The following is a 20,452-nucleotide window of genomic DNA, read 5'->3' on the forward strand; positions in this document are numbered from 1 at the left end:
GCCTTTGGGGGTTGTCTTGTCCCTTCTCGTGGCTGTCACGGGAAGTTCCGGATCGGCCGGTGTTTCGCTGCCGACCGACCCCCGCGCGAAGGCCCTCGTCGAAACCGGACGCGAGTTGCTCGGCCGCGGCGATGTCGAGGCCGCCACCGACAGCTTTGAATCCGCGCTTGCGGTCGATCCGGGCAATCCGGCGACGTTCCTTGCCCTCGGCGATGCTGCTCGCGCTTCCGGCATGCAGGGCAAGGCCATCCACTATTACCGCGAGGCACTTGAGCGCGATCCCAACAACCTTGCCGCGCTTTCGGGCGAAGGTGGAGCCATGGCGGAAAAGGGCGCGATCGAGAAGGCCAAGGGCAATCTCGCCCGGCTCGAGGGCCTGTGCGGGCGCAATTGCCCCGAGGCACAGAGCCTTGCCAGTGTCATCGCCAAGGGCCCGGTTGCCCGTGTCGTCTCCGCCGATGCGGTGAAGCCTGATCCGGTGGTCGAGGACAACTGATCTTCAGATCAGCGCGCGGAATTCCTCGACAACCTGCCGATAGACGCGCTTCTTGAACGGCACGATGAGGTCCGGCAGCAGCTCGGGTTCGACCCAGCGCCACGCCAGGAATTCGGGATGCGAATGCGCATCGAGCCGGATCTGCTCATCGGCACCATTGAAGCGCACCAGCAGCCAGCGCTGGCGCTGGCCGTGGTAGCGCCCTTTCCACAGCTTGCCGATCAGGTGATCCGGCAGGTCGTAGAGATATTCCTCGCTGCTTTCGGCGAGGATGGTGACGAGATCGGCCGTCACACCGGTCTCTTCCTCCAGTTCGCGCAGCGCGGCGGGGTGAAGCGCCTCGCCTTCGTCGATCCCGCCTTGCGGCATCTGCCAGGCATCCCCTTCCTTGCTGTCGATGCGCTGGCCGACGAAGACGCGGCCCTCGCCATTGACCAGCATGATGCCCACGCAGGGACGATAGGGGAGCCCGGCAGAATCCTGAGACATCAGGCGCGGTCCAGCAGCAGGCGGACGGCCGCAAAAATGCGCTGCATGTCGCCATGGGCGCTTGGGAAGGCCTTGCGCAGCTGCGCGAAGGCGTGGGTCGTGCCCTTCATTTCAAGGAATACGACCTCTGCTCCGGCGCGGATCAATTCGGCGCCGTATACGCGACCGCTGTCACGGATCGGATCGAGGCTGGCAGTGACGAGCACGGTCGGCGGCGTATCCGCGTGGTTGCCATAGATCGGAAAGGCGCGCGGGTGGCCTGGCTCGGCCTGATAGGCGGCGGAAAACCACGCCATCGTTTCCGCCGTCAGCACGAAGCCGTCCGCGAATTCCTGGAACGAGGCGTGATCGGGCTTGTCGTCGCTCAGCGGATAGATCGGCACCTGCAGCACCACCGGCACAGCGGCGGGCTTAGCCGCCAGTGCCTGCGTGATCACGATGGCAAGGTTGCCGCCGGCCGAATCGCCCATGGGGATGAGGCCGGAGATCTGGCGGCCAAGTTCCTCCGGGCTCGTCGCGACCCAGCGCGAGGCCGCTTCGCAGTCGTCCGGTGCGGCGGGGAAGGGGTGTTCGGGCGCGAGGCGGTAGTGCACCGCGATCACCGGCATATCGAGCTCGGCTGCGATTTCGGTGCAAAGCGAGTGGTGGCTGTCGAGATCGCCGATCACGAAGCCGCCGCCGTGAAAGAACATCACCGCTGGGCCCGGCTCACGCGTTTCGCGCGCATCGTAGAAGCGCAGCGGAATGTCGCCCGCAGGTCCGGGGCAGGTGAGGTCCTTGATAACCGCTAGCTCGCGCGGTTCGGCCTCGGCCAGTACACCCATCTGCACATAGCTTGCGCGCGCGCCTTCGGGGCCCATCTCCGACATGGTGGGGCCGGGCACCGAGGCCATGAAATCGAGGAAGGCCTTCACATCGGGGCGGACATAGGGACTGCTGGCGGTGTCTGACATGGGTATCCTCTTCCTCCTGGCGTTCTGATCTGGCTGAGTCGGCCTCGCGGCCAACTGACAGGACTGTTATTTGCGGGGCTTGACGGGCGGGGGCAATCGGAATCAAGAGCGAGTGCAAGATTTGCGGTGCATCAGTTTTTCTTCTTTGCGTACCGCTAGATGAGGACATACGCGCCCCTAGACGAAGCAAGGTGCGCAAGAGGACGCGAGCGGCTGCCTGGCCGGCCTCCCGCGGATAACAGAGGAACATATGGCGACAGTTCTTGAGAGCGAACCCGAAGGCCACACCGGCGGGAGCGACAACGCCCCCGCGCCCGAAGCTGTCGTGGTGCGGTTTGCCGGCGACTCGGGTGATGGCATGCAGCTGACCGGCGGCCAGTTCACACTCTCGACCGCGCTGGCGGGCAACGATCTTGCGACTTTCCCCGATTTCCCGGCCGAGATCCGCGCACCGCAGGGCACGCTGTTCGGGGTTTCGGCGTTCCAGATCAACTTCGGCTCGACCGAGATCGACACCGCAGGCGATGCGCCCGACGTGCTTGTCGCGATGAACCCGGCGGCGCTCAAGACCAACGTCGGCGCGCTCAAGCCCGGCGGCCTGATCATCGCCGACACCGGCGAGTTCAACAAGCGCAACCTTGAGAAGGCCAAGTATGACGTCAGCCCGCTCGAGGATGGCAGCCTCGAGAAGTGGCAGGTGCTTGCCTTCGATATCTCGGCGCTCACGCTGGAAGCCGTTAAGCCCTTCGGCCTTGGCAACAAGGAAGCGCTGCGCTGCAAGAACATGTGGACTCTCGGCCTCGCGCTGTGGATGTTCGACCGTGACCGGCAGCCGTTGATCGACTGGCTCAAGGGCAAGTTTGCCAAGGCGCCAATCCTCGCGGACGCCAATATTGCCGCGCTTAATGCCGGCCACGCCTATGGTGAGACGGCGGAATTGGCCGGGCCGCTCAAGCAGTATCACCTCGCGCCGGTCGATAGCGAGCCGGGCCTCTACCGCACGGTGACCGGCGCCGAGGCCGTTTCCTATGGTCTCGTCGCAGGCGCGCAGCTTGCCGGGCTCGACCTGTTCTTCGGCGGCTATCCGATCACGCCTGCCTCCGCGATCCTCCACAACCTCGCGCGGCTCAAGGAATTCGGCGTCACCACCTTCCAGGCTGAAGACGAGATTGCCGCGATTGCCGCCGCGATCGGGGCCTCCTTCGGTGGGCAGCTTGGTGTGACGTCCTCGTCGGGCCCCGGCATCGCGCTCAAGGGCGAGGCAATGGGCCTTGCGATCATGACCGAGCTGCCGCTCGTCATCGTCAATTCACAGCGCGGCGGTCCGTCGACGGGCCTGCCGACCAAGACCGAGCAATCGGACCTCTACCAGGCGGTCTACGGCCGCAACGGCGATGCGCCGATGCCGGTGATCGCCGCGCGCAGCCCTTCGGACGCGTTCGAGTGCGCGATCGAGGCCTGCCGCCTTGCGGTGCAGTACATGACCCCGGTCATGCTGCTGACCGATGGCTATATCGCCAATGCTGCCGAGCCGTGGAAAGTCCCTGATCCCAATGGTTTCGAGCCGTTTCCGGTTACCTTCCTCGAAGAACCGAACGGTCCGGATGGAGCGGTGCTGCCCTATGCGCGCGACGCGAAGGGCGCGCGGCCGTGGATCAAGCCCGGCACGCCCGGTCTCATGCACCGCATCGGCGGCATCGAGAAGAACCCCGGCACCGGCAACATCGACTACGCGCCCGCCAGCCACCAGGCGATGACCAATGCGCGCAAGGACAAGATCGACGGCATCGCTGCCGGCATCCCGGCGCAGGAAGTCACCCTTGGCGAAGCAGGCGGCAGGCTCGCGTTGGTCGGCTGGGGCTCGACCTATGGCCCGATCCACCAGGCCGTGCGCCGCGCCCGCCGCAAGGGCCATGATGTCAGCCACATCCATGTCCGCCACATCTGGCCACTGCCCGAGAACCTCGGCGAGCTTCTCAAGAGCTATGATCAGGTTATTGTTCCGGAAATGAACACTGGCCAATTCAAGACCGTCCTGCGCGATCAGTATCTGGTCGATGCCAAGCCCTTGAACAAGACGAGCGGCCAGCCTTTCACCATTGCCGAAATCGAAGCGGCGATTGCCGCAGCGCTGGCCTGAGGGAAGCAAGACCATGAACGACATGACCCCCATCGCCAAGGTCCAGACCACGCTCAAGGACTGGGAAACCGATCAGGAAGTGCGCTGGTGCCCGGGCTGCGGTGACTACGCCATCCTCAAGGCAGTGCAGCGGACGCTGCCGGAACTCGGTGCGGACCCGGCCAAGACTGTGTTTATCTCGGGCATCGGCTGTTCGAGCCGCTTTCCTTATTACGTCGAAAGCTACGGTTTCCACACCATTCACGGCCGTGCGCCCGCTTTTGCCACGGGGCTCAAGCTCGCCAATCCCGAGCTTGACGTCTGGCTGGTGACGGGGGATGGCGATGGGATGTCGATCGGCGGCAACCACACGATGCACGTGCTGCGCCGCAATCTGAACACGCAGATATTGCTGTTCAACAACGAGATCTATGGCCTGACGAAGGGCCAGTATTCCCCCACGAGCCGCCTTGGCACCGTTTCTCCGACGACGCCATTGGGTTCGGTCGATCGTCCGGCGACGCCTTGCGCTTTCGCTCTGGGCGCAGGCGGCCGCTTCATCGCACGGGCCTATGACGTCTCGAAGGAACTGCCCGCTGTGCTCAAGGCCGCCCATGCCCATCAGGGTGCGGCCTTCGTCGAGATCTTCCAGAACTGCATCGTCTACAACAAGGACGTCTTTGCCGATTTCACGGAAAAGGCTGGTGCTGCCATGGGGCAGCTCTGGCTGAAGCACGGCGAACCGATGCTGTTTAACAAGGGCACCAAGGGCATTGCGCTCGATACCGAGACGCTCGCGCTCAAGGTTGTCGACGTGGAGGATGGCGACTGGCAGGCAGCGGGCGTACGCGTCCACGACGTGAAGAACCGCGCGCTGGCGCATCTGCTGGTCGAGATGCCGTTCGGCCCGTTCCCGATGGCGCTTGGCGTGATCTACGACGATCCGCGTCCGACCTTCGAGGCGGCCGTGATCGAGGAACGCGCGCGCGCCTCCGCCGGCAAGACCGCAAACCTCGCCAAGCTGCTGAGCAAGGGCCAGACCTGGACGGTCGACTGAGGCCTGCCCCTACGGGGTAGTGGGACGTGGCGCTGGCCTGTGCGATAGGCCGGCGCCATGACCACCCCTTCCATCGTCTGGCTTCGCCGCGATCTGCGCCTTGCCGATCAGGCTGCCTTTGCCGCAGCGGCTGCTGCTGGGCCGGTAATCCCGGTCTATGTCCTTGACGACGAGACGCCGAGGCATCGCCGCATGGGGGCGGCCTCGCGCTGGTGGTTGCATCATAGCCTTGCAAGCCTCGACGCCGATTTGCGCGCGAGAGGCTCGCGCCTGATCCTGCGACGTGGGCGCTGCGAAGAGGTGCTGGCACACCTCGCGCGGGAGACAGGCGCGACCGCCGTCCACTGCCTGCGCCATTATGAACCCTGGTGGCGCAATGCCGAGCGTGCGGTGGGCGAAGTGCTCGACCTTCGGCGGCATGACGGCAATTATCTAGCTCCGCCGGGATCGGTGACCACCGGAAGCGGCAGTCCCTACAAGATCTACACGCCCTTCTGGCGCGCACTCGAAGCTCGCATGCCGCCCGCTCCGCCGCTCCCTGCGCCGGACCGTCTGCCGGCGCCCGAAGCGTGGCCCGCTTCCGATACGCTGGCCGAATGGAACCTCCTGCCCACGACGCCCGATTGGGCCGGCGGGATGCGCGCGGAATGGACACCGGGCGAGGCAGGGGCTGCCGCGCGGCTCGAGGCCTTCCTGCCCCGCGCCCGCGTCTATGCAGACCGTCGCAATCTGCCCTCGGTACCGGGAACCTCGCGGCTATCGCCGCATCTGCATTTCGGGGAAATCTCGCCCGCGACGATCTGGCATGCGACAGCTGAGCGGGGCGGGACGGTCGGCACCTTCCTCGGTGAGCTGGGCTGGCGCGACTACGCCCAGAACGTGATCCTGCAAATGCCGGACTACGCCGGAAAGCCGGCGCGCGAGGCGTTCGATGATTTCCCCTGGCGAGATGACCCCGCCGGCCTCAAGGCCTGGCAGCAGGGGCTGACGGGCTATCCCATCGTTGATGCCGGGATGCGCGAGCTCTGGACGACGGGCTGGATGCACAACCGCGTCCGCATGATTGCAGCGAGCTTCCTCATCAAGCATCTCCTGATCGATTGGCGCGAAGGCGAGCGCTGGTTCTGGGATACGCTGGTCGATGCCGACTACGGCTCCAACGCGGTCAACTGGCAATGGAGCGCGGGCACCGGCGTCGACAGCAATATGTTCGTGCGGATCATGGCGCCGCTGACCCAAAGCCCCAAGTTCGATGCGGGGGCCTATATTCGCCAGTGGGTGCCCGAACTGGCGCATCTCGATGATACGCGCATCCACGATCCCGACGTCCGCCCGCGCGGGTATCCGGCTCGCTTCGTCGGCCATGCCGAAGCCCGTGCACGGGCACTGGCGGCTTATGCGGAATGGAACGACCGCCGCTGAATTTGGGACAAGTGACCTCGTCCCGTTGCTTTCGCGCGTGCCAAGCTCAATACACTCGCAAAGCCGACTTCATCCATACCTACATCTTCCCCCGTGGAATGACGCTGAGCCAGCGCGCGTTTCGTGGGCTTGCCGAGGCTGGCGGGCTCGGTTGGTGCGATCAGGTCGATTTCGCCCAGGACCACGCGCAGACCTTGCGGCTCGGGCGCTTCCATCTGATATATTGCGAAGCGGGGTTCCTCGGCGGCGGGATCACCATCAGCCAGGTGACTCGTGTCAAGCCAGCTTGAGCATTGCTGAAAACTATCAGGAAAATATTCACCATTATGGGTCACGCGACAGGGCGATAGACCCCGTCTCCGCGATAGCGCTGCAGGATGTTGTCGTGGATGATCGGGCTGAGCAGGTTGGCAAAGGCGCAGCCGACCTGGCCGCGCTGCCACCACACCACTTCGCTTTGCAGCGCTTCCAAACCCGGCAGGGTCAACCAGCAGATCGTGCCGACGTGCATGCGGTTGAGCGCGGTTGCGGAAAAGCCGCCGAGCGAGAGATCGTGAACGACGGTGTGAAAGCTCTTCGCGCCGGAGGGGCGCAGACTCGCTGGGATGTTGACCTTGCTGCGCGGCGCACAGCGGTCTTCCTGGGTCGCCTGATAGTAGGCTTCGTTCGCGTAAGGATCCCAATCCTCGTGCATGGCGATTGTCCTGAGCCGTTTCTGCCTTCCCCGCGCGGGAAGGCGTGAGCGGACTATCGCCGGACGGGCTTAACCGTTTGTCAGGACTTGTGGTTCGCGGGGCTGGTTAACCGATACGCGGGCCGGGCTGGCGAATGATTCACCAAGCAATGCCGTGATGTAGTCGGCAACCACTTCCGGAGCCTTAACGCTCGCCGGATCTTCGCCGGGATAGGCCTTGGCGCGCATCGCCGTGCGCGTTGCGCCGGGATCGAGGATCGCGACCCGGATCGCCGAGAGGTTGCGCACTTCCTGTGCATAGGCATCTAGCAGGTTCTCGAACGCTGCCTTGGTCGCGCCGTAGGCACCCCAATAGGCACGCGGTGCGGATCCGACGCTGGAGGTCACGCCGATAACGCGCGCGTCCTTGCTCTTCTTGAGCATGGGGTCGAAGCCCGCGATCAAGGATTGCGTGGCCAGCACGTTGAGCGTCATCGCACGGCTGAGGTCCTTGGGCTCGATCTGCCAGACCGGGGTGAGCGTCGGCAGGACCGCTGCGTTGATCACCATGATGTCGAGCGCGTCCCAGCGGCGGCCGATGGCGGCGGCGAGGCGCGCGATGCCATCGGGCTCGGCCAGATCAACGGGAGCGATCGTCGCGCTGCCGCCGGTTTCGTAGATAGCCTGCTCGACAGCTTCGAGGTCCTTGCCCGCGCGGGCGGTCAGGATCACATGCGCGCCGGCAGCGGCCAGCGCCTTCGCCGTGGCGGCTCCGATGCCGCGGCTTGCGCCGGTCACCAGCGCAAGCTGGCCGGCCAGCAATCCCGTGCTGCTCATGCCACCTTCCCCACGGGAAGCGGCAACTGGTCAGCGCCGTCACGGCCGACGAGGTCGGTCAGCCGGGTCGGGTATTCACCCGTGAAGCAGGCATCGCAGTATTGCGGGCAGGCCTTGTTGCGTTCGGCCTCACCCACTGCGCGGTAGAGCCCGTCGATCGAGATGAAGGCAAGGCTGTCGGCATGAATGAACTTGGCCATGGCCTCCACGTCCATCGTCGCGGCGAGCAGCTTCGACCGCTCGGGTGTATCGACGCCGTAGAAGCACGAATGTTCGGTCGGCGGGCTGGCGACACGGAAATGGACTTCGCTGGCACCGGCATCGCGCATCATCTGCACGATCTTCATCGAGGTGGTGCCGCGCACGATCGAATCATCGATCAGCACGATGCGCTTGCCCGCCACCAGCGCGCGGTTGGCATTGTGCTTGCGCTTCACGTCGGCATGGCGCGCGCCGTCCGATGGTTGGATAAATGTGCGGCCCACGTAGTGCGAACGGATGATGCCGAGCTCGAAGGGAATGCCGGAAGCGAGCGCATAGCCGAGTGCGGCGGGGACGCCGCTATCCGGCACCGGGATCACGATATCGGCCTCGACTTCGCTCTCGCGCGCGAGTTCGGCGCCGATAGCCTTGCGCACTTCGTAGACCGAGCGGCCACCCATCAGCGAATCCGGACGGCTGAAATAGACGTGCTCGAAGATGCAGGGGCGGGGGCTGGTGTGGCCAAAGGGGCGGTGGCAGCGAATCTCGCCATCATGCCCGACCTGGATCATCTCGCCCGGCTCGACCTCGCGCACGAAATCCGCACCGATGACGTCGAGCGCCACGGTCTCGCTCGCAAAGACCACCGCATCGCCCAGCTTGCCCATCACGAGAGGGCGGATGCCGAGTGGATCGCGGCAGGCGATCATGCCCTCGTTGGTGAGGCAGATCAGCGAATAAGCACCCTCGACCAGCCGCAGCGCATCGATGAAGCGGTCAAGCAGCGTGGGGTAGCGGCTCGTCGCGACGAGGTGGATGATGACTTCGGTATCCGAAGTCGACTGGAAGATCGCGCCCTTGGCGACAAGGTCGCGCTTCAGCGTCATCGCGTTCGAGATATTGCCGTTGTGCGCGATGGCAAAGCCGCCAGTGGCGAGATCGGCGAAGAGCGGCTGCACGTTGCGCAGGCCCGAGCCGCCGGTGGTCGAGTAGCGCACATGGCCCGCAGCCATCATGCCGGGCAGCTCGGCAATTGCCTGGCCGCTCGAAAAATTCTGCGCGACATGGCCGAGCCCGCGGCGGGAGTAGAACTCCTGCCCGTCGAAGCTGGTGATGCCAACCGCTTCCTGGCCGCGGTGCTGCAGGGCGTGGAGCCCCAGAGCGGCGATGGCGGCCGCGTCACGCGCGCCGAGTACGCCGAAAATCCCGCATTCCTCGCGGAGTTTGTCGCCGTTCTCGTCAAAGAAGGGATGGGCCGCGCCGCAAAGGGGATCGGTAAGGGTCATGGGCGTTCCGGATTCTGCGCTGCGGCGCCCGTACCGACGCCTTCAGCGCGCCATGTGGCGAGCTTTGGGGCGTAACGCAAGTGTCTCCGATCCGGCGTTGCGCCCCGTGGACACGGTTGCCACACCGCGTGCATGCGCCTAGATGGCCGCACATATGCTGAAGCGAGCCCGCACTTGATCCTCTCGCCTTTTGAATGGACAATCGCCAAGCGCTATATGCTGCCGGGCCGGGGCGAAGCCTTCATTGCCATGGTCGCGGGCATCAGCCTCGTCGCGGTGATGCTCGGCGTTGCCGCGCTGGTCATCGTGATGAGCGTGATGAACGGCTTTCGCGCCGAACTTCTCGACAAGATCGTCGGCCTCAACGGACATGCGATCGTCCAGGCCTATGGTGGCCGGCTCGATGACTGGCAGGATATCCTGAAGCGCGTCGAGGCGACGCCCGGTGTCACCCGCGCCAGTCCGCTGATCGAGCAGCCGCTGCTCGCCACCTTCAACGGGCGGGTCGAGGCGATCCTCGTGCGCGGCAATACCGGGTCCGATATCCAGCGCCTTTCCGCCAAACGCCTTGTCGGCAATTTCGCGGAATTGCGCGCCGGCTCCAGCAATGTCGCCATCGGCTCGCGGCTGGCCGAAAGCCTTGGCGCGCAAATCGGCGATACGATCACCATCATCAATCCGCAGGGCCGCTCCACCCCCTTCGGCACGGTGCCGCGTCAGATCGGCTACCGCGTCGCCGCGATTTTCGAGATCGGGGTCTATGACTACGACAATGCCTATGTCGTCATGCCGATTGCCGACGCCCAGACCTTGCTGCTGACCGGCGACACCATCGGCATGATCGAGGTGACGACCACCAATGCCGACACTGCCGCGCAGACCCTTGCACCGATCAAGCAGGCGCTGGCGGGCCGCGCCCAGGTGACCGACTGGAAGACGATCAACGCCAGCCTGTTCGAGGCCCTGGCGGTGGAGCGCGTGGCGATGTTCGTCGTGCTCTCGATCATCGTCCTCGTCGCGGTTTTCAACATCCTCTCTTCGCTGATCATGCTGGTGCGCGCCAAGACCCGCGATATCGCGATCCTGCGCACGATGGGGGCGACGCGGAAGAGCCTGCTCAAGGTTTTCGTCACCATCGGCTTCATCATCGGCGCGCTGGGCACGGCGGTGGGCCTCGCGCTCGGCCTCGTGTTCCTCTATTTCCGCCAGAGCGTGGTGAACGGCGTCGAGTTCCTTACTGGCCAGCCGCTATGGGACCCTCAGATCCGCTTCCTCACCGAACTGCCCAGCCGCAGCGATCCGGTCGAGATCACGGTGATCTGTCTGATGGCGCTCGTCCTCAGTTTCCTTGCGACACTCTACCCGGCACTGACGGCGGCGAGCACAGATCCGGTGCAGGTGCTGCGCTATGAGTGAGCCGTTCGTGCGCCTCGCCAATCTGCGGCGCAGCTTCAGCCAGGGCGGCGAAACCATCGAGGTCCTGCGCGGCATCGATCTTGCCATCCGCCCGGGTGAGATCGTCGCGCTGCTCGGACCCTCGGGCTCGGGCAAGTCGACCATGCTGCAGGCGGTGGGCCTGCTCGAAGGCGGGTTTACGGGCAAGATCGAGATTGCCGGGATCGAGGCAAGTGCACTCTCTGCTGATGCACGCACGGCGCTGCGCCGCGATCACCTGGGCTTCGTCTACCAGTTCCACCACTTGCTCCCCGATTTCAATGCGACCGAGAACGTCGTTCTGCCGCAACTGATCGCGGGCAAGGGCGCCGGCGAGGCGAGGGCGCGGGCGGAGGAACTGCTCACCGCGCTCGGCCTTGGCCACCGCCTCACGCATCGGCCCAGTCAGCTATCGGGCGGCGAGCAGCAGCGCGTGGCTGTCGCCCGCGCGCTCGCCAACCGGCCAGGCCTTGTGCTCGCGGATGAACCCACCGGCAATCTCGACGAGGCGACCGCCGACAAGGTGCTGGAGCAATTTCTCAAGCTGGTGCGCGGGGAGGGGAGTTCTGCCCTTGTCGCCACGCACAACGAGCGGCTTGCCCTGCGCATGGACCGCGTGGTGCGGCTGCACGAGGGGCTTCTGGCCTGATCCTCTCCGCTTGATCCCCGCGCCCCGCCGTGCCAGCCTGCGGCCAAAGCACATCAGGGGAGCCAGACAGATGACCAGCCCGCAGACCATCGCAGATTTCACCGTCAAGCTGCCCGGCGGCAAGGACCTGAGCCTTGCCGACAAGACCGGCAAGGTCCTCCTCGTCGTCAACACCGCGTCCAAGTGCGGCTTCACCCCCCAATACGACGGGCTTGAGGCACTCTGGAAGAAGTACGGGGATCGCGGCTTCGAAGTGCTGGCCTTCCCCTGCAACCAGTTCGGCGGGCAGGAGCCGGGCACGGCGGACGAGATCGAGAGCTTCTGCAAGGTCAACTTCGGCGTGAGCTTCCCGCTCATGGCCAAGATCGAGGTGAACGGCGACGGTGCCGATCCGCTCTACCAGTGGCTCAAGGCCCAGGCCCCGGGTGTTCTCGGCACGAAGGCCGTCAAATGGAACTTCACCAAGTTCCTGATCGGGCGCGACGGCAAGGTCGTGCGCCGGTATGCGCCGACGGACAAGCCGGAAAAGCTGGCCGCGGATATCGAGGCTTTGCTCTGATAGGCAGCGAGCGGCCATTCCCACGTGGATAAGGCAGGTCGAAACTCTCGCAGAATCACCCCCCGGGCCCTAGCTTCCAGCCATGCCTCACGCCCCCTTTGTCCCGCTTCGTGTCTTCTCGTCCTACACGATGCTCGACGGCGCGATCGATCCGAAGGCAATTGCCAAGACGGCAGCAGAGCGGGGCTTTCCGGCCGCGGCCATCACCGATCGCAACGGGCTTTATGGCAGTGTCGCCTTTGCCAAGGCCTGCCTCGATATGGGCGTGCAGCCGGTTATCGGCACCATGCTCGCGGTCGCCCGTCCGGCGCGGGAGGGGGCGGCGAACACCGGCTTCGGCGCAGCCGCGCCGACCATCGACTGGCTCGCGCTCTATGCGCAGGACGCCAAGGGGTATGACAACCTCTGCCACCTCGTCAGCCAGGCGCACCTTGCGCGTCCGCTGGAGTTTGCGCCGCATGTGCCGCTCGCTGACCTTGCGGGCCACACCGATGGCCTCATCTGCCTGACGGCGTCGGGGGAGGGCGCGCTCACCCGGCTGCTCGCCGATGGCCAGCAGACCGCTGCGGAGGCCTATCTTGCCGAGATCGAGGCCTTGTTCCCCGAGCGGCTCTATATCGAACTCGCCCGCCGCAATGACGCTGCGGAAATGGCCGCCGAGGACGCGCTGATCGATCTCGCCTACGCGCGTGACATCCCGCTTGTTGCGACCAACCCGGCCTGCTTTGCCGAGCGCGCGTTCTACGATGCGCACGATGCCATGCTGTGCATCGCCAGCTCCACCCACGTCGATTCCGCCGATCGCCCGCGTTCCTCGAAGGAATGGTGGATCAAGCCCGCGCCGATGATGGAGGAGCTCTTCGCCGATCTCCCGGAAGCGCTGGCCAACACGCTCGTCGTCGCGCAGCGCACCGCGTACAAGCCGCCCTATCGCAAGCCGATCCTCCCCAGCCTTGCCGGCGACAAGGAAGGCGAGGCGCGGATGATGGCGGCGGACTCGCGCACCGGCCTCGTGGCGCGCATGAAGCCCTATTACCCCGAAGCCTTGTGGGATGAACTCGTCGAAGCGCTTACCGCGCCCTTCGAGGAAATCGACGGCAGGCCCTTCGCCCTGCTCAAGGCGGAAGGCCACTGGGACGAAGTGCGGGCCTATCGCGAGCGCCTCGAATTCGAGATCGGCATCATCAACCGCATGGGCTTCGGCGGCTACTTCCTGATCGTGGCCGATTTCATCAAGTGGGCCAAGGAACAGGGCATCCCGGTGGGCCCGGGGCGCGGGTCCGGTGCAGGCAGCCTCGTGGCATGGGCGCTCACCATCACCGATCTCGATCCGATCAAGCTGGGCCTGCTCTTCGAACGTTTCCTCAACCCGGAACGCGTCTCGATGCCGGACTTCGATATCGACTTCTGCGAAACCCGCCGCGGCGAGGTGATCCGCTACGTCCAGCGCAAGTATGGCGACGATCACGTCGCGCAGATCATCACGTTCGGCAAACTCAAGGCCCGCGCGGTGCTGCGCGATACGGGGCGCATCCTCCAGATGAGCTACGGGCAGGTCGACCGTCTGTGCAAGATGGTGCCCAATCACCCGACCGACCCTTGGCCGCTGCCCCGCGCGCTCAACGGCATTGCCGACCTCAAGCGCGAATACGACCGCGATCCCGAAGTGCGCCGCCTGATCGATCTGGCGATGCAGCTGGAGGGCCTGCCGCGCAACAGCTCGACCCACGCGGCGGGCGTGGTGATCGGCGATCGGCCCTTGGCGCAGCTCGTGCCGCTCTACCGCGATCCGCGCTCGGACATGCCGGTCACGCAGTTCGACATGAAGTTCGTCGAAGAAGCGGGCCTCGTGAAGTTCGACTTCCTCGGACTGAAGACGCTGTCCGTGCTGCGCAAGGCGGTGGACCTCATGGCCAAACGCGGCATCAGGATCGATCTCGACCGCCTCGCCTGGGATGACGCGCAGGTCTACAAGCTGCTCCAGTCGGGCGACACGGTCGGTGTGTTCCAGCTGGAATCGGAAGGCATGCGCCGCACGCTGGCGGCGGTGAAGCCCACCAATTTCGGCGACATCATCGCGCTCGTCTCGCTCTACCGCCCGGGCCCGATGGACAACATCCCGCTGTTCGGCCGCCGCAAGAACGGGCTCGAGGACATCGAGTACCCGCACGAGAAGCTCTCGGTCATCCTTGCCGAGACCTACGGGATCTTCGTCTATCAGGAACAGGTCATGCAGGCCGCGCAGATCCTCGCGGGCTACTCGCTGGGCGATGCAGACCTCCTGCGCCGCGCCATGGGCAAGAAGGTTCAGGCCGAAATGGACGCGCAGCGCCAGCGCTTCGTCGATGGCTGCAAGGACGTCTCCGGGATCGACACCAAGAAGGCCAACGAGCTGTTCGACTTGATCGACAAGTTCGCAGGTTACGGCTTCAACAAGTCTCACGCCGCTGCCTACGCGCTGCTTGCCTATCAGACCGCCTGGCTGAAGACGCATTATCCGCACGAGTTCTACGCCGCCTCGATGTGCTTCGACATGCACCAGTCGGAAAAGCTGGCGGTCTTCGTGGATGACATGCGCCGCTCCGGAATCGCGCTCCATGGGCCGGATATCAACCGCTCCGAGGCCGAGTTTACCGTCGAGCGCACCGAGGAGGGCTATGCCGTGCGCTATGCGCTCGCGGGCCTGCGCAATGTCGGCGAGAAGGCGATGGATGCCATCGTCGCCGAGCGCGAGGTGAATGGGCGATATACCAGCCTCGACGACCTGTTCCGCCGCCTGCCAGCAGGCGCGATGAACCGGCGCGGGCTCGAAGCGCTGGCGGCGGGCGGTGCGTTTGACAGCCTCGAGCCAAACCGGGCGCAGATTGTCGCGAATGCCGAACTGCTGATGGCCGTGGCCGACGAAGCGGTCCGCTCGAGGACCTCGGGTCAGGCCGGTCTGTTCGGTGCGGAAGATCACGCCGTCCCCGCGACTCGTCTGGCTGAAACCGCGCCATGGTCGCGCGCCGATCAGATGGCGGCCGAGCGCGATACCTTCGGCTTCTACTTCGCTGCGCATCCCGTCACCGAATATCGCGCCGTAGCCTCTGCCAATGGCGCCCGCACATATGGGAGCCTGATGAGCGGAGATGGGGATGCCGCCGGGGGCAGAACCGGCGCGGTCATGGCCGCGCTCGTCGAAGGCGTGAACCGGCGCAAGACCAAGAAGGGCAACGATTTCATCGCTGCAGACTTCTCGGACAGCAGCGGCCAGTTTTCCGCCTCGTGCTTCGAGGAAAGCCTTGTCGAACCCTTCCAGCAATGGGCGCGCGAGGGCACCTGCGTCCTCCTCAACGTCGAGCTTGATCGCCCGAACCCGGACGAGCCGCCGCGCATCACGGTGCGCGGCGCGCGCCCGCTCGCTTCGGTCAGCAGCGCTGCACGGATGCTCCTGAAGCTCGATGTGATGAAGCCCGAGGCCATGTCCGAACTGGCGTTGCTCCTGCCGCGAGCGCAGGGCGCACGGGGCGAAGTGATTGCCCGCCTGCGCACCGGGACCTCTCGGGAACCCGTCATGCGGCTCGGGGCGGACTTCGCGCTCGACTCGGATGTCATCGAGCGATTGATTCCCGTGGAAGGGCTTGCCAATGTGGCGCTGACCGCGAGGCCTGACCGGCATTTGCGGCTGGTCGAATAAGATAACATCTTCAAGGGGAGTTTCGGATGCAGCTGGGCGCCATGCAGGATTGGTCCCTGCGCGTGACGCGTTTCATCGATCATGCCGCGCGCGAGCATGGCGGGCGCGAGATCGTCTCGCGCTGGGCCGATGGCAGCGAGACGCGCACCACCTGGGCCGGGATCCGCCACGATGCCATGCGCATGGCGCAGAAGCTCGCGAAGCTCGGGATCAAGCCGGGCGACCGTGTTGCGACCCTCGCCATGAACCACCACCGCCACCTCGTCACCTGGTACGGCGCGGTCGGCGTTGGCGGGGTGCTCCACACCATCAACCCGCGCCTGTTCGATGATCAGCTCGATTACATCGCGAACCATGCCGAGGACCGCGTTCTGCTGTTCGATGCCGCCTTTGCGCCGATCATCGAACGCATGAAGTCGCGCTGGAAGACGATCGAGCACTACGTCTGCTTCGACAGCAACGGCCCTGCCGAGCACTTCGAGGACTGGATCGCCAGTGAAGACGGCGAGGGCGTGTGGGTGGACGGCGACGAGCGCGATCCCTGCATGCTCTGCTATACCAGCGGCACCACGGGCAATCCCAAGGGCGTGCTCTACGAACACCGCTCGACCGTGCTGCATGCGATGACCGCGATGACGCCGCAGGTTTTCGGGATGGATTGCCGCACTGTCGCGCTGCCGATCGTGCCGATGTTCCATGCCGCGAGCTGGGGTCTGCCCTGGGCCGGCGCGGCGGCGGGTGCCAAGTTCGTCTACAGCGCGGTCAATGAAGCCTCGGTGCTCTGCGAACTGATGGAGCGCGAGAAGGTCACCACTTCGGCAGGCGTGCCGACCGTCTGGCTCAGCCTGCTCCAGTATATCGACGCGAACGGGAAGGACATTCCCGCGCACCTCAACACCGTGGTCTGCGGCGGCTCGGCCATGCCGCGCGCGATGATCGAGCGCTTCATGAAGAAGGGGCTGCGCGTGGCCCACGCCTGGGGGATGACCGAGACCTCGCCCATCGGCACCACCGGTACCGAAACCGCGAACTGGGACGAGCTGTCGTTCGACGAGCAGGTCACCGTCAAGGCGATGCAGGGGCGCGTCCCCTTCGGCGTGGAGCTGCGCTGTGTCGATCTCGATGATGCGACCAGGGTGCTGCCACGTGACGGCAAGACTTCAGGCGCGTTGCAGGTGCGCGGGCCCTGGGTGGTCGGACGCTACTTCAAGGCCGAAAAGCCTGCGACCGACGCCGACAACTGGTTCGATACCGGCGATGTCGCCGTGCTCCATCCCGATGGCACGCTGCAGCTGACCGACCGCACCAAGGACGTGATCAAATCCGGTGGCGAATGGATCAGCTCGGTCGAGCTGGAAAACGCCGCGATCGGCTTTCCCGGCGTCGCCGAAGCCGCCGCCATCGGCGTCCATCATCCGCGCTGGGACGAACGCCCTCTGCTGGTGGTGGTCAAGAAGCCCGGCGCGGATGTGTGTCCGGATGCGCTGCGCGATTTCCTGGGTACCCATGTCGCCAAGTGGTGGCTGCCTGATGCGGTCGTCTTCGTCGACGAAATCCCACACACCGGTACCGGCAAGATCAGCAAGAAGGACCTGCGCGATCAGTTCCGCGACTGGCAGTGGAGCGCCTGAAAATGGACGAAGCCTATATCGATCCGAGCCGCGAGAACTTCGACAAGTTCAAGGCCCTTCCGCGCGATACGCCGATCCATATGCTCAATCTGGTGCGTTTCCGCGAGAAGGCAGCCTATCCCGAAGGCCACGAGCTTGCGGACAAGGGCCTGACCGGTGCCGACGCCTACCGCGAATACATGCGCACGATCCAGCCGGTGCTGGAGCGCGCCGGGGGGCACATCGTATGGGCCGGTGCGTTCGAGGCCATGGTTACCGGGCCTGCCGCATGGGATTGGGATGAGACCTTCGTCATGGCCTATCCCGATGCCGCAAGTTTCATGGGTATGGTCAAGGATCCGGACTATGCCCCGGTCGTCGTCCATCGGCAGGCAGCGGTCGCCACCTCGCGGCTCGTACGCTTCGCCCCTCGGGAAAGCCTCATCTGATGATCATCGCCACCACCGAGGCCGTCGCCGGCCGCGAAGTGACCGAATGCCTCGGGCAGGTCTTCGGCGTGGTGGTCCGAAGCCGCGGGCTCGGCGGCAATATCGTCGCCGGTCTGCGCTCGATCATCGGCGGTGAGATCAAGGAATATTCGGCACTGGTCGAGGACACGCGGCGCCACGCCATCGACCGGCTGGTGATGAACGCCACGCTGATGGGCGCGGACGCAGTGGTCATGATGCGCTTCGATTCCGGGTCCATCGGCCAGACGATGAACGAAGTCGTCGCCTATGGCACGGCGGTGAAGCTGAAACCGCTATGACACCCTGCGGCCGCATTGCCGCGTTTGCCCTTGCCGGGCTTGCGGCAGGCGGCGGCTTTCTGGCCCAGTCCTTCGGTGCTGATGGGAGCGGATTTCCGCTCTTTGTCTTCGCTGCCCTGATCCTGCTCGGCACCCTGTTCGATGCGGGCTATCTCGCGCGCAAGCGTCATGCCCCCGGCACCTGGCACCTGACGGCCGAACGCGAGATCGATCACCAGTCTGGCCAGATCCTGGAAGTCTGGTTCGATTCGGTGACGGGCGAACGACGCTACCTGCCGACCGGCGAGCGGCCCGATTAGAACAACGCGAGCTGTCCGTCGCGGTGAGGCGGGCGGAACTGGCCACAATCGAGCGCAGGCTTGGCCTGGGGAATACCCGCTCGCTTCATCGCCAGCCTGAAACGGCTCCGCACCAGATCCGCCCATACGCCGCTCGGCTTCATCCGGCTGAAAAAGCGCGCATCGTTGTCCTTGCCCCCGCGCACCGCCTGCACGATCGCCATGACTTTTGCGGCGCGGTCGGGGAAATGGACATCCAGCCATTCGCGGAACAGCGGCGCCACTTCATGTGGCAGGCGCAGCATGATCCAACTGGCTGATTGCACCCCCCGCGCGCCGGCTTCCAGCAGGATCGCCTCGATGAAGCTGTCGGTGATCGCGGGGATGATCGGCGAGACCGACACATTGGTGTGAACCCCCGCCTTGGCGAGAGCCTCGAGTGCAGCCAGCCGTTTGGCCGGGGCCGAAGCGCGCGGTTCCAGTATGCCGGATAACCTCGGATCAAGGCTCGTTACCGAGATCGAGACCGCAGTCAGGTTGCGCATGGCAAGCGCCTGCAGGAGATCGAGATCATCCAGAACCCGCGCCGACTTGGTGGTGATGGTCACGGGATGTCCGGTCTCGAGGCACACTTCAAGCACACCCCGCGTGATCCGATAGCGGCTTTCGATCGGCTGATAGGGATCGGTATTGGTGCCGAGCGCCAAGGGGGCAGGGCGGTATCCCCGCACCGCGAAAGCCTTGCGCAACAGAGCGGGCGCATCGGGCTTGGCAAACAGCTTCGTTTCGAAATCGAGCCCTGGCGAAAGATCGTGCCACGCATGGGTGGGCCGCGCATAGCAATAGACGCAGCCATGCTCGCACCCCCGATAGGGATTGAGTGAGCGGTCGAAGGGAATGTCCGGCGATGTGTTGTACGATATGGCCGTCTTAGCAAACTCCTCGGTCACCGTCGTGCGCAGCTTGGGCCCAGGCCCGTCGATAGCCCCCGCGGCGTCCAGCCAGTCTCCGTCCACCTCGCGTGTGGCGAGCCCGAAGCGGGTAGGCACTTGCGCCGATTGTGCGCCGCGCCCGCGGACAGGGGATTCGGACGATCTCACATTTAAGAACATAGGAAGAACATTGTGAGACTTCCAGCGAAATCCGACCAACCCGCGTCTCTGCTCTAGCTCCATTTCGGGGATGACTGCGATTGCACTGCCGGTCGCCGGACGCTCTCTTCCTGCCGCAATGGAACGGAGCGCGGAATGGAAGACGGCTATCTGCATTATCAAGAGCTCAAGGGATGGCACGATGCGCCGTTCATGCAGCCCTCCGCCACGGACGCGCAGTTCTTCACGCATTATCTCGGGCAGGTGGTCGAGTCGGGCGCTCTCGTGGCCGAGGTCGGGTTCGGGAACGGCAATTTCCTTGGCTGGGCTGCTGCACGCGGCGCGCGCGTGTTCGGCTCGGAAGTCCAGGCCGCCGCGCGCGACAAGGCGCTCCACGCCGGTGTCGGCCTGCTCCCGCTCGATTTCGGCACATGGCAGGGCGCGCTGCCTGGCCGCTTGCGGGTCATCGCCGCCATCGATGTGATGGAGCACCTGACCCGCGATCAGAACGCCGGACTGCTTGCCGCAGCTGCTCGTCTGCTCGAACCGGGCGGGCTCCTGTTTTTGCGCTTTCCCAACGGGCAAAGCCCGCTGTCACTCCCCATCCAGTATGGCGATCAGACGCATGTATCGGTGCTGTCCGCGCCGATCGTGGAGCAGATGGCGCGCGGGCTGGCGCTCGATGTCGTGTTCGCCGGTCGGCCCTTCCGCCCTTTCGCCGGTGGTGCGGCGGGCCGCGCCGCGCGCAAGATTCAGGATCTTGTGCGTGGCGCGTGCGACCGGTTGATTCGCCTGATCTACGGTCCGCTGCCGATGCACGCGAACACCGTGATGGTGCTGCGCCGCCGTTGAT

General features: G+C 65.1%; 20 protein-coding genes. 14 read left to right on the plus strand and 6 right to left on the minus strand.

Going from position 1 to position 20,452, the window contains the following annotated elements; translation table 11 throughout:
- Positions 1-16: 16 nt before the first annotated feature.
- A complete protein-coding gene (locus AQZ52_RS11690; protein WP_338045504.1) occupies positions 17-496 on the plus strand; it encodes a tetratricopeptide repeat protein in 480 nt (159 codons plus the stop codon).
- Positions 497-499: 3 nt separating this feature from the next.
- On the opposite strand, the gene AQZ52_RS11695 is transcribed toward AQZ52_RS11690, so the two are convergent.
- The gene (locus AQZ52_RS11695) at positions 500-985 is read right to left on the minus strand and encodes an RNA pyrophosphohydrolase (protein ID WP_067910794.1); all 486 of its coding nucleotides are present in this window, start codon (positions 983-985) and stop codon (positions 500-502) included.
- Positions 985-1,938 (minus strand): alpha/beta hydrolase, encoded by a 954-nt coding sequence (locus AQZ52_RS11700; RefSeq protein WP_067910797.1) that lies wholly within the window; start codon positions 1,936-1,938, stop codon positions 985-987. Before AQZ52_RS11700 ends, AQZ52_RS11695 begins: the two co-directional genes overlap by 1 nt.
- 250 nt (positions 1,939-2,188) lie before the next feature.
- Here AQZ52_RS11700 and AQZ52_RS11705 point away from each other — a divergent pair, with 250 nt between their 5' ends.
- The 4 genes from AQZ52_RS11705 (at position 2,189) to AQZ52_RS11720 (ending at position 6,826) form a co-directional block, all read left to right on the plus strand.
- Entirely contained in the window at positions 2,189-4,078 is a 1,890-nt protein-coding gene (locus AQZ52_RS11705; protein ID WP_067910800.1) for a 2-oxoacid:acceptor oxidoreductase subunit alpha, read from the plus strand.
- A gap of 13 nt (positions 4,079-4,091) precedes the next feature.
- Positions 4,092-5,114: a 2-oxoacid:ferredoxin oxidoreductase subunit beta gene (locus tag AQZ52_RS11710; protein WP_067912080.1), complete on the plus strand. Its 1,023-nt coding sequence runs from the start codon at positions 4,092-4,094 to the stop codon at positions 5,112-5,114.
- 57 nt (positions 5,115-5,171) lie between these two features.
- Positions 5,172-6,536 (plus strand): cryptochrome/photolyase family protein, encoded by a 1,365-nt coding sequence (locus AQZ52_RS11715; RefSeq protein ID WP_067910803.1) that lies wholly within the window; start codon positions 5,172-5,174, stop codon positions 6,534-6,536.
- 98 nt (positions 6,537-6,634) lie between these two features.
- On the plus strand, positions 6,635-6,826 hold the full coding sequence (locus AQZ52_RS11720) for a hypothetical protein (protein ID WP_156424917.1): 192 nt from the start codon (positions 6,635-6,637) through the stop codon (positions 6,824-6,826).
- Positions 6,827-6,867: 41 nt separating this feature from the next.
- On the opposite strand, the gene AQZ52_RS11725 is transcribed toward AQZ52_RS11720, so the two are convergent.
- The 3 genes from AQZ52_RS11725 to purF form a co-directional block, all read right to left on the minus strand.
- Positions 6,868-7,230 carry a PilZ domain-containing protein gene (locus tag AQZ52_RS11725; protein WP_067910809.1) on the minus strand — a complete coding sequence of 121 codons (363 nt, stop codon included), beginning with the start codon at positions 7,228-7,230 and terminating at the stop codon, positions 6,868-6,870.
- Positions 7,231-7,299: 69 nt separating this feature from the next.
- Entirely contained in the window at positions 7,300-8,046 is a 747-nt protein-coding gene (locus AQZ52_RS11730; protein WP_067910812.1) for an SDR family NAD(P)-dependent oxidoreductase, read from the minus strand.
- Positions 8,043-9,533: an amidophosphoribosyltransferase gene (gene purF / locus AQZ52_RS11735; protein ID WP_067910814.1), complete on the minus strand. Its 1,491-nt coding sequence runs from the start codon at positions 9,531-9,533 to the stop codon at positions 8,043-8,045. The genes AQZ52_RS11730 and purF overlap by 4 nt, the downstream gene beginning before the upstream one ends.
- Positions 9,534-9,707: 174 nt before the next feature.
- On the opposite strand from purF, the gene AQZ52_RS11740 reads away from it, so the two are divergent.
- The 8 genes from AQZ52_RS11740 to AQZ52_RS11775 all read left to right on the plus strand — a co-directional run bounded on the left by AQZ52_RS11740 (position 9,708) and on the right by AQZ52_RS11775 (position 18,529).
- Entirely contained in the window at positions 9,708-10,949 is a 1,242-nt protein-coding gene (locus AQZ52_RS11740) for a lipoprotein-releasing ABC transporter permease subunit (protein ID WP_067912083.1), read from the plus strand.
- Positions 10,942-11,616 (plus strand): ABC transporter ATP-binding protein, encoded by a 675-nt coding sequence (locus AQZ52_RS11745; RefSeq protein WP_067910816.1) that lies wholly within the window; start codon positions 10,942-10,944, stop codon positions 11,614-11,616. The genes AQZ52_RS11740 and AQZ52_RS11745 overlap by 8 nt, the downstream gene beginning before the upstream one ends.
- A 70-nt stretch (positions 11,617-11,686) precedes the next feature.
- Complete coding sequence (locus AQZ52_RS11750) at positions 11,687-12,175, plus strand: glutathione peroxidase (protein ID WP_067910819.1); 489 nt, start codon at positions 11,687-11,689, stop codon at positions 12,173-12,175.
- Between the two features lie 82 nt (positions 12,176-12,257).
- Positions 12,258-15,851 (plus strand): DNA polymerase III subunit alpha, encoded by a 3,594-nt coding sequence (gene dnaE / locus AQZ52_RS11755; RefSeq protein ID WP_067910822.1) that lies wholly within the window; start codon positions 12,258-12,260, stop codon positions 15,849-15,851.
- Between the two features lie 26 nt (positions 15,852-15,877).
- Complete coding sequence (locus tag AQZ52_RS11760) at positions 15,878-17,482, plus strand: long-chain fatty acid--CoA ligase (protein WP_067910825.1); 1,605 nt, start codon at positions 15,878-15,880, stop codon at positions 17,480-17,482.
- 2 nt (positions 17,483-17,484) lie between these two features.
- Positions 17,485-17,910 carry a DUF1330 domain-containing protein gene (locus tag AQZ52_RS11765; RefSeq protein ID WP_067910829.1) on the plus strand — a complete coding sequence of 142 codons (426 nt, stop codon included), beginning with the start codon at positions 17,485-17,487 and terminating at the stop codon, positions 17,908-17,910.
- Positions 17,910-18,230, plus strand: coding sequence for a YbjQ family protein (locus tag AQZ52_RS11770; protein ID WP_067910831.1), 321 nt, complete (start codon positions 17,910-17,912; stop codon positions 18,228-18,230). The genes AQZ52_RS11765 and AQZ52_RS11770 overlap by 1 nt, the downstream gene beginning before the upstream one ends.
- Positions 18,227-18,529: a hypothetical protein gene (locus AQZ52_RS11775; RefSeq protein WP_067910834.1), complete on the plus strand. Its 303-nt coding sequence runs from the start codon at positions 18,227-18,229 to the stop codon at positions 18,527-18,529. The genes AQZ52_RS11770 and AQZ52_RS11775 overlap by 4 nt, the downstream gene beginning before the upstream one ends.
- Here AQZ52_RS11775 and AQZ52_RS11780 read toward each other — a convergent pair.
- The gene (locus tag AQZ52_RS11780; protein ID WP_067910837.1) at positions 18,526-19,620 is read right to left on the minus strand and encodes a PA0069 family radical SAM protein; all 1,095 of its coding nucleotides are present in this window, start codon (positions 19,618-19,620) and stop codon (positions 18,526-18,528) included. The genes AQZ52_RS11775 and AQZ52_RS11780 overlap by 4 nt on opposite strands.
- Positions 19,621-19,755: 135 nt before the next feature.
- Here AQZ52_RS11780 and AQZ52_RS11785 point away from each other — a divergent pair, with 135 nt between their 5' ends.
- Positions 19,756-20,451 (plus strand): class I SAM-dependent methyltransferase, encoded by a 696-nt coding sequence (locus AQZ52_RS11785; RefSeq protein ID WP_067910840.1) that lies wholly within the window; start codon positions 19,756-19,758, stop codon positions 20,449-20,451.
- Position 20,452 lies beyond the last annotated feature (1 nt).

This window comes from Novosphingobium fuchskuhlense, assembly GCF_001519075.1.
Classification (GTDB): Bacteria; Pseudomonadota; Alphaproteobacteria; order Sphingomonadales; family Sphingomonadaceae; genus Novosphingobium; species Novosphingobium fuchskuhlense.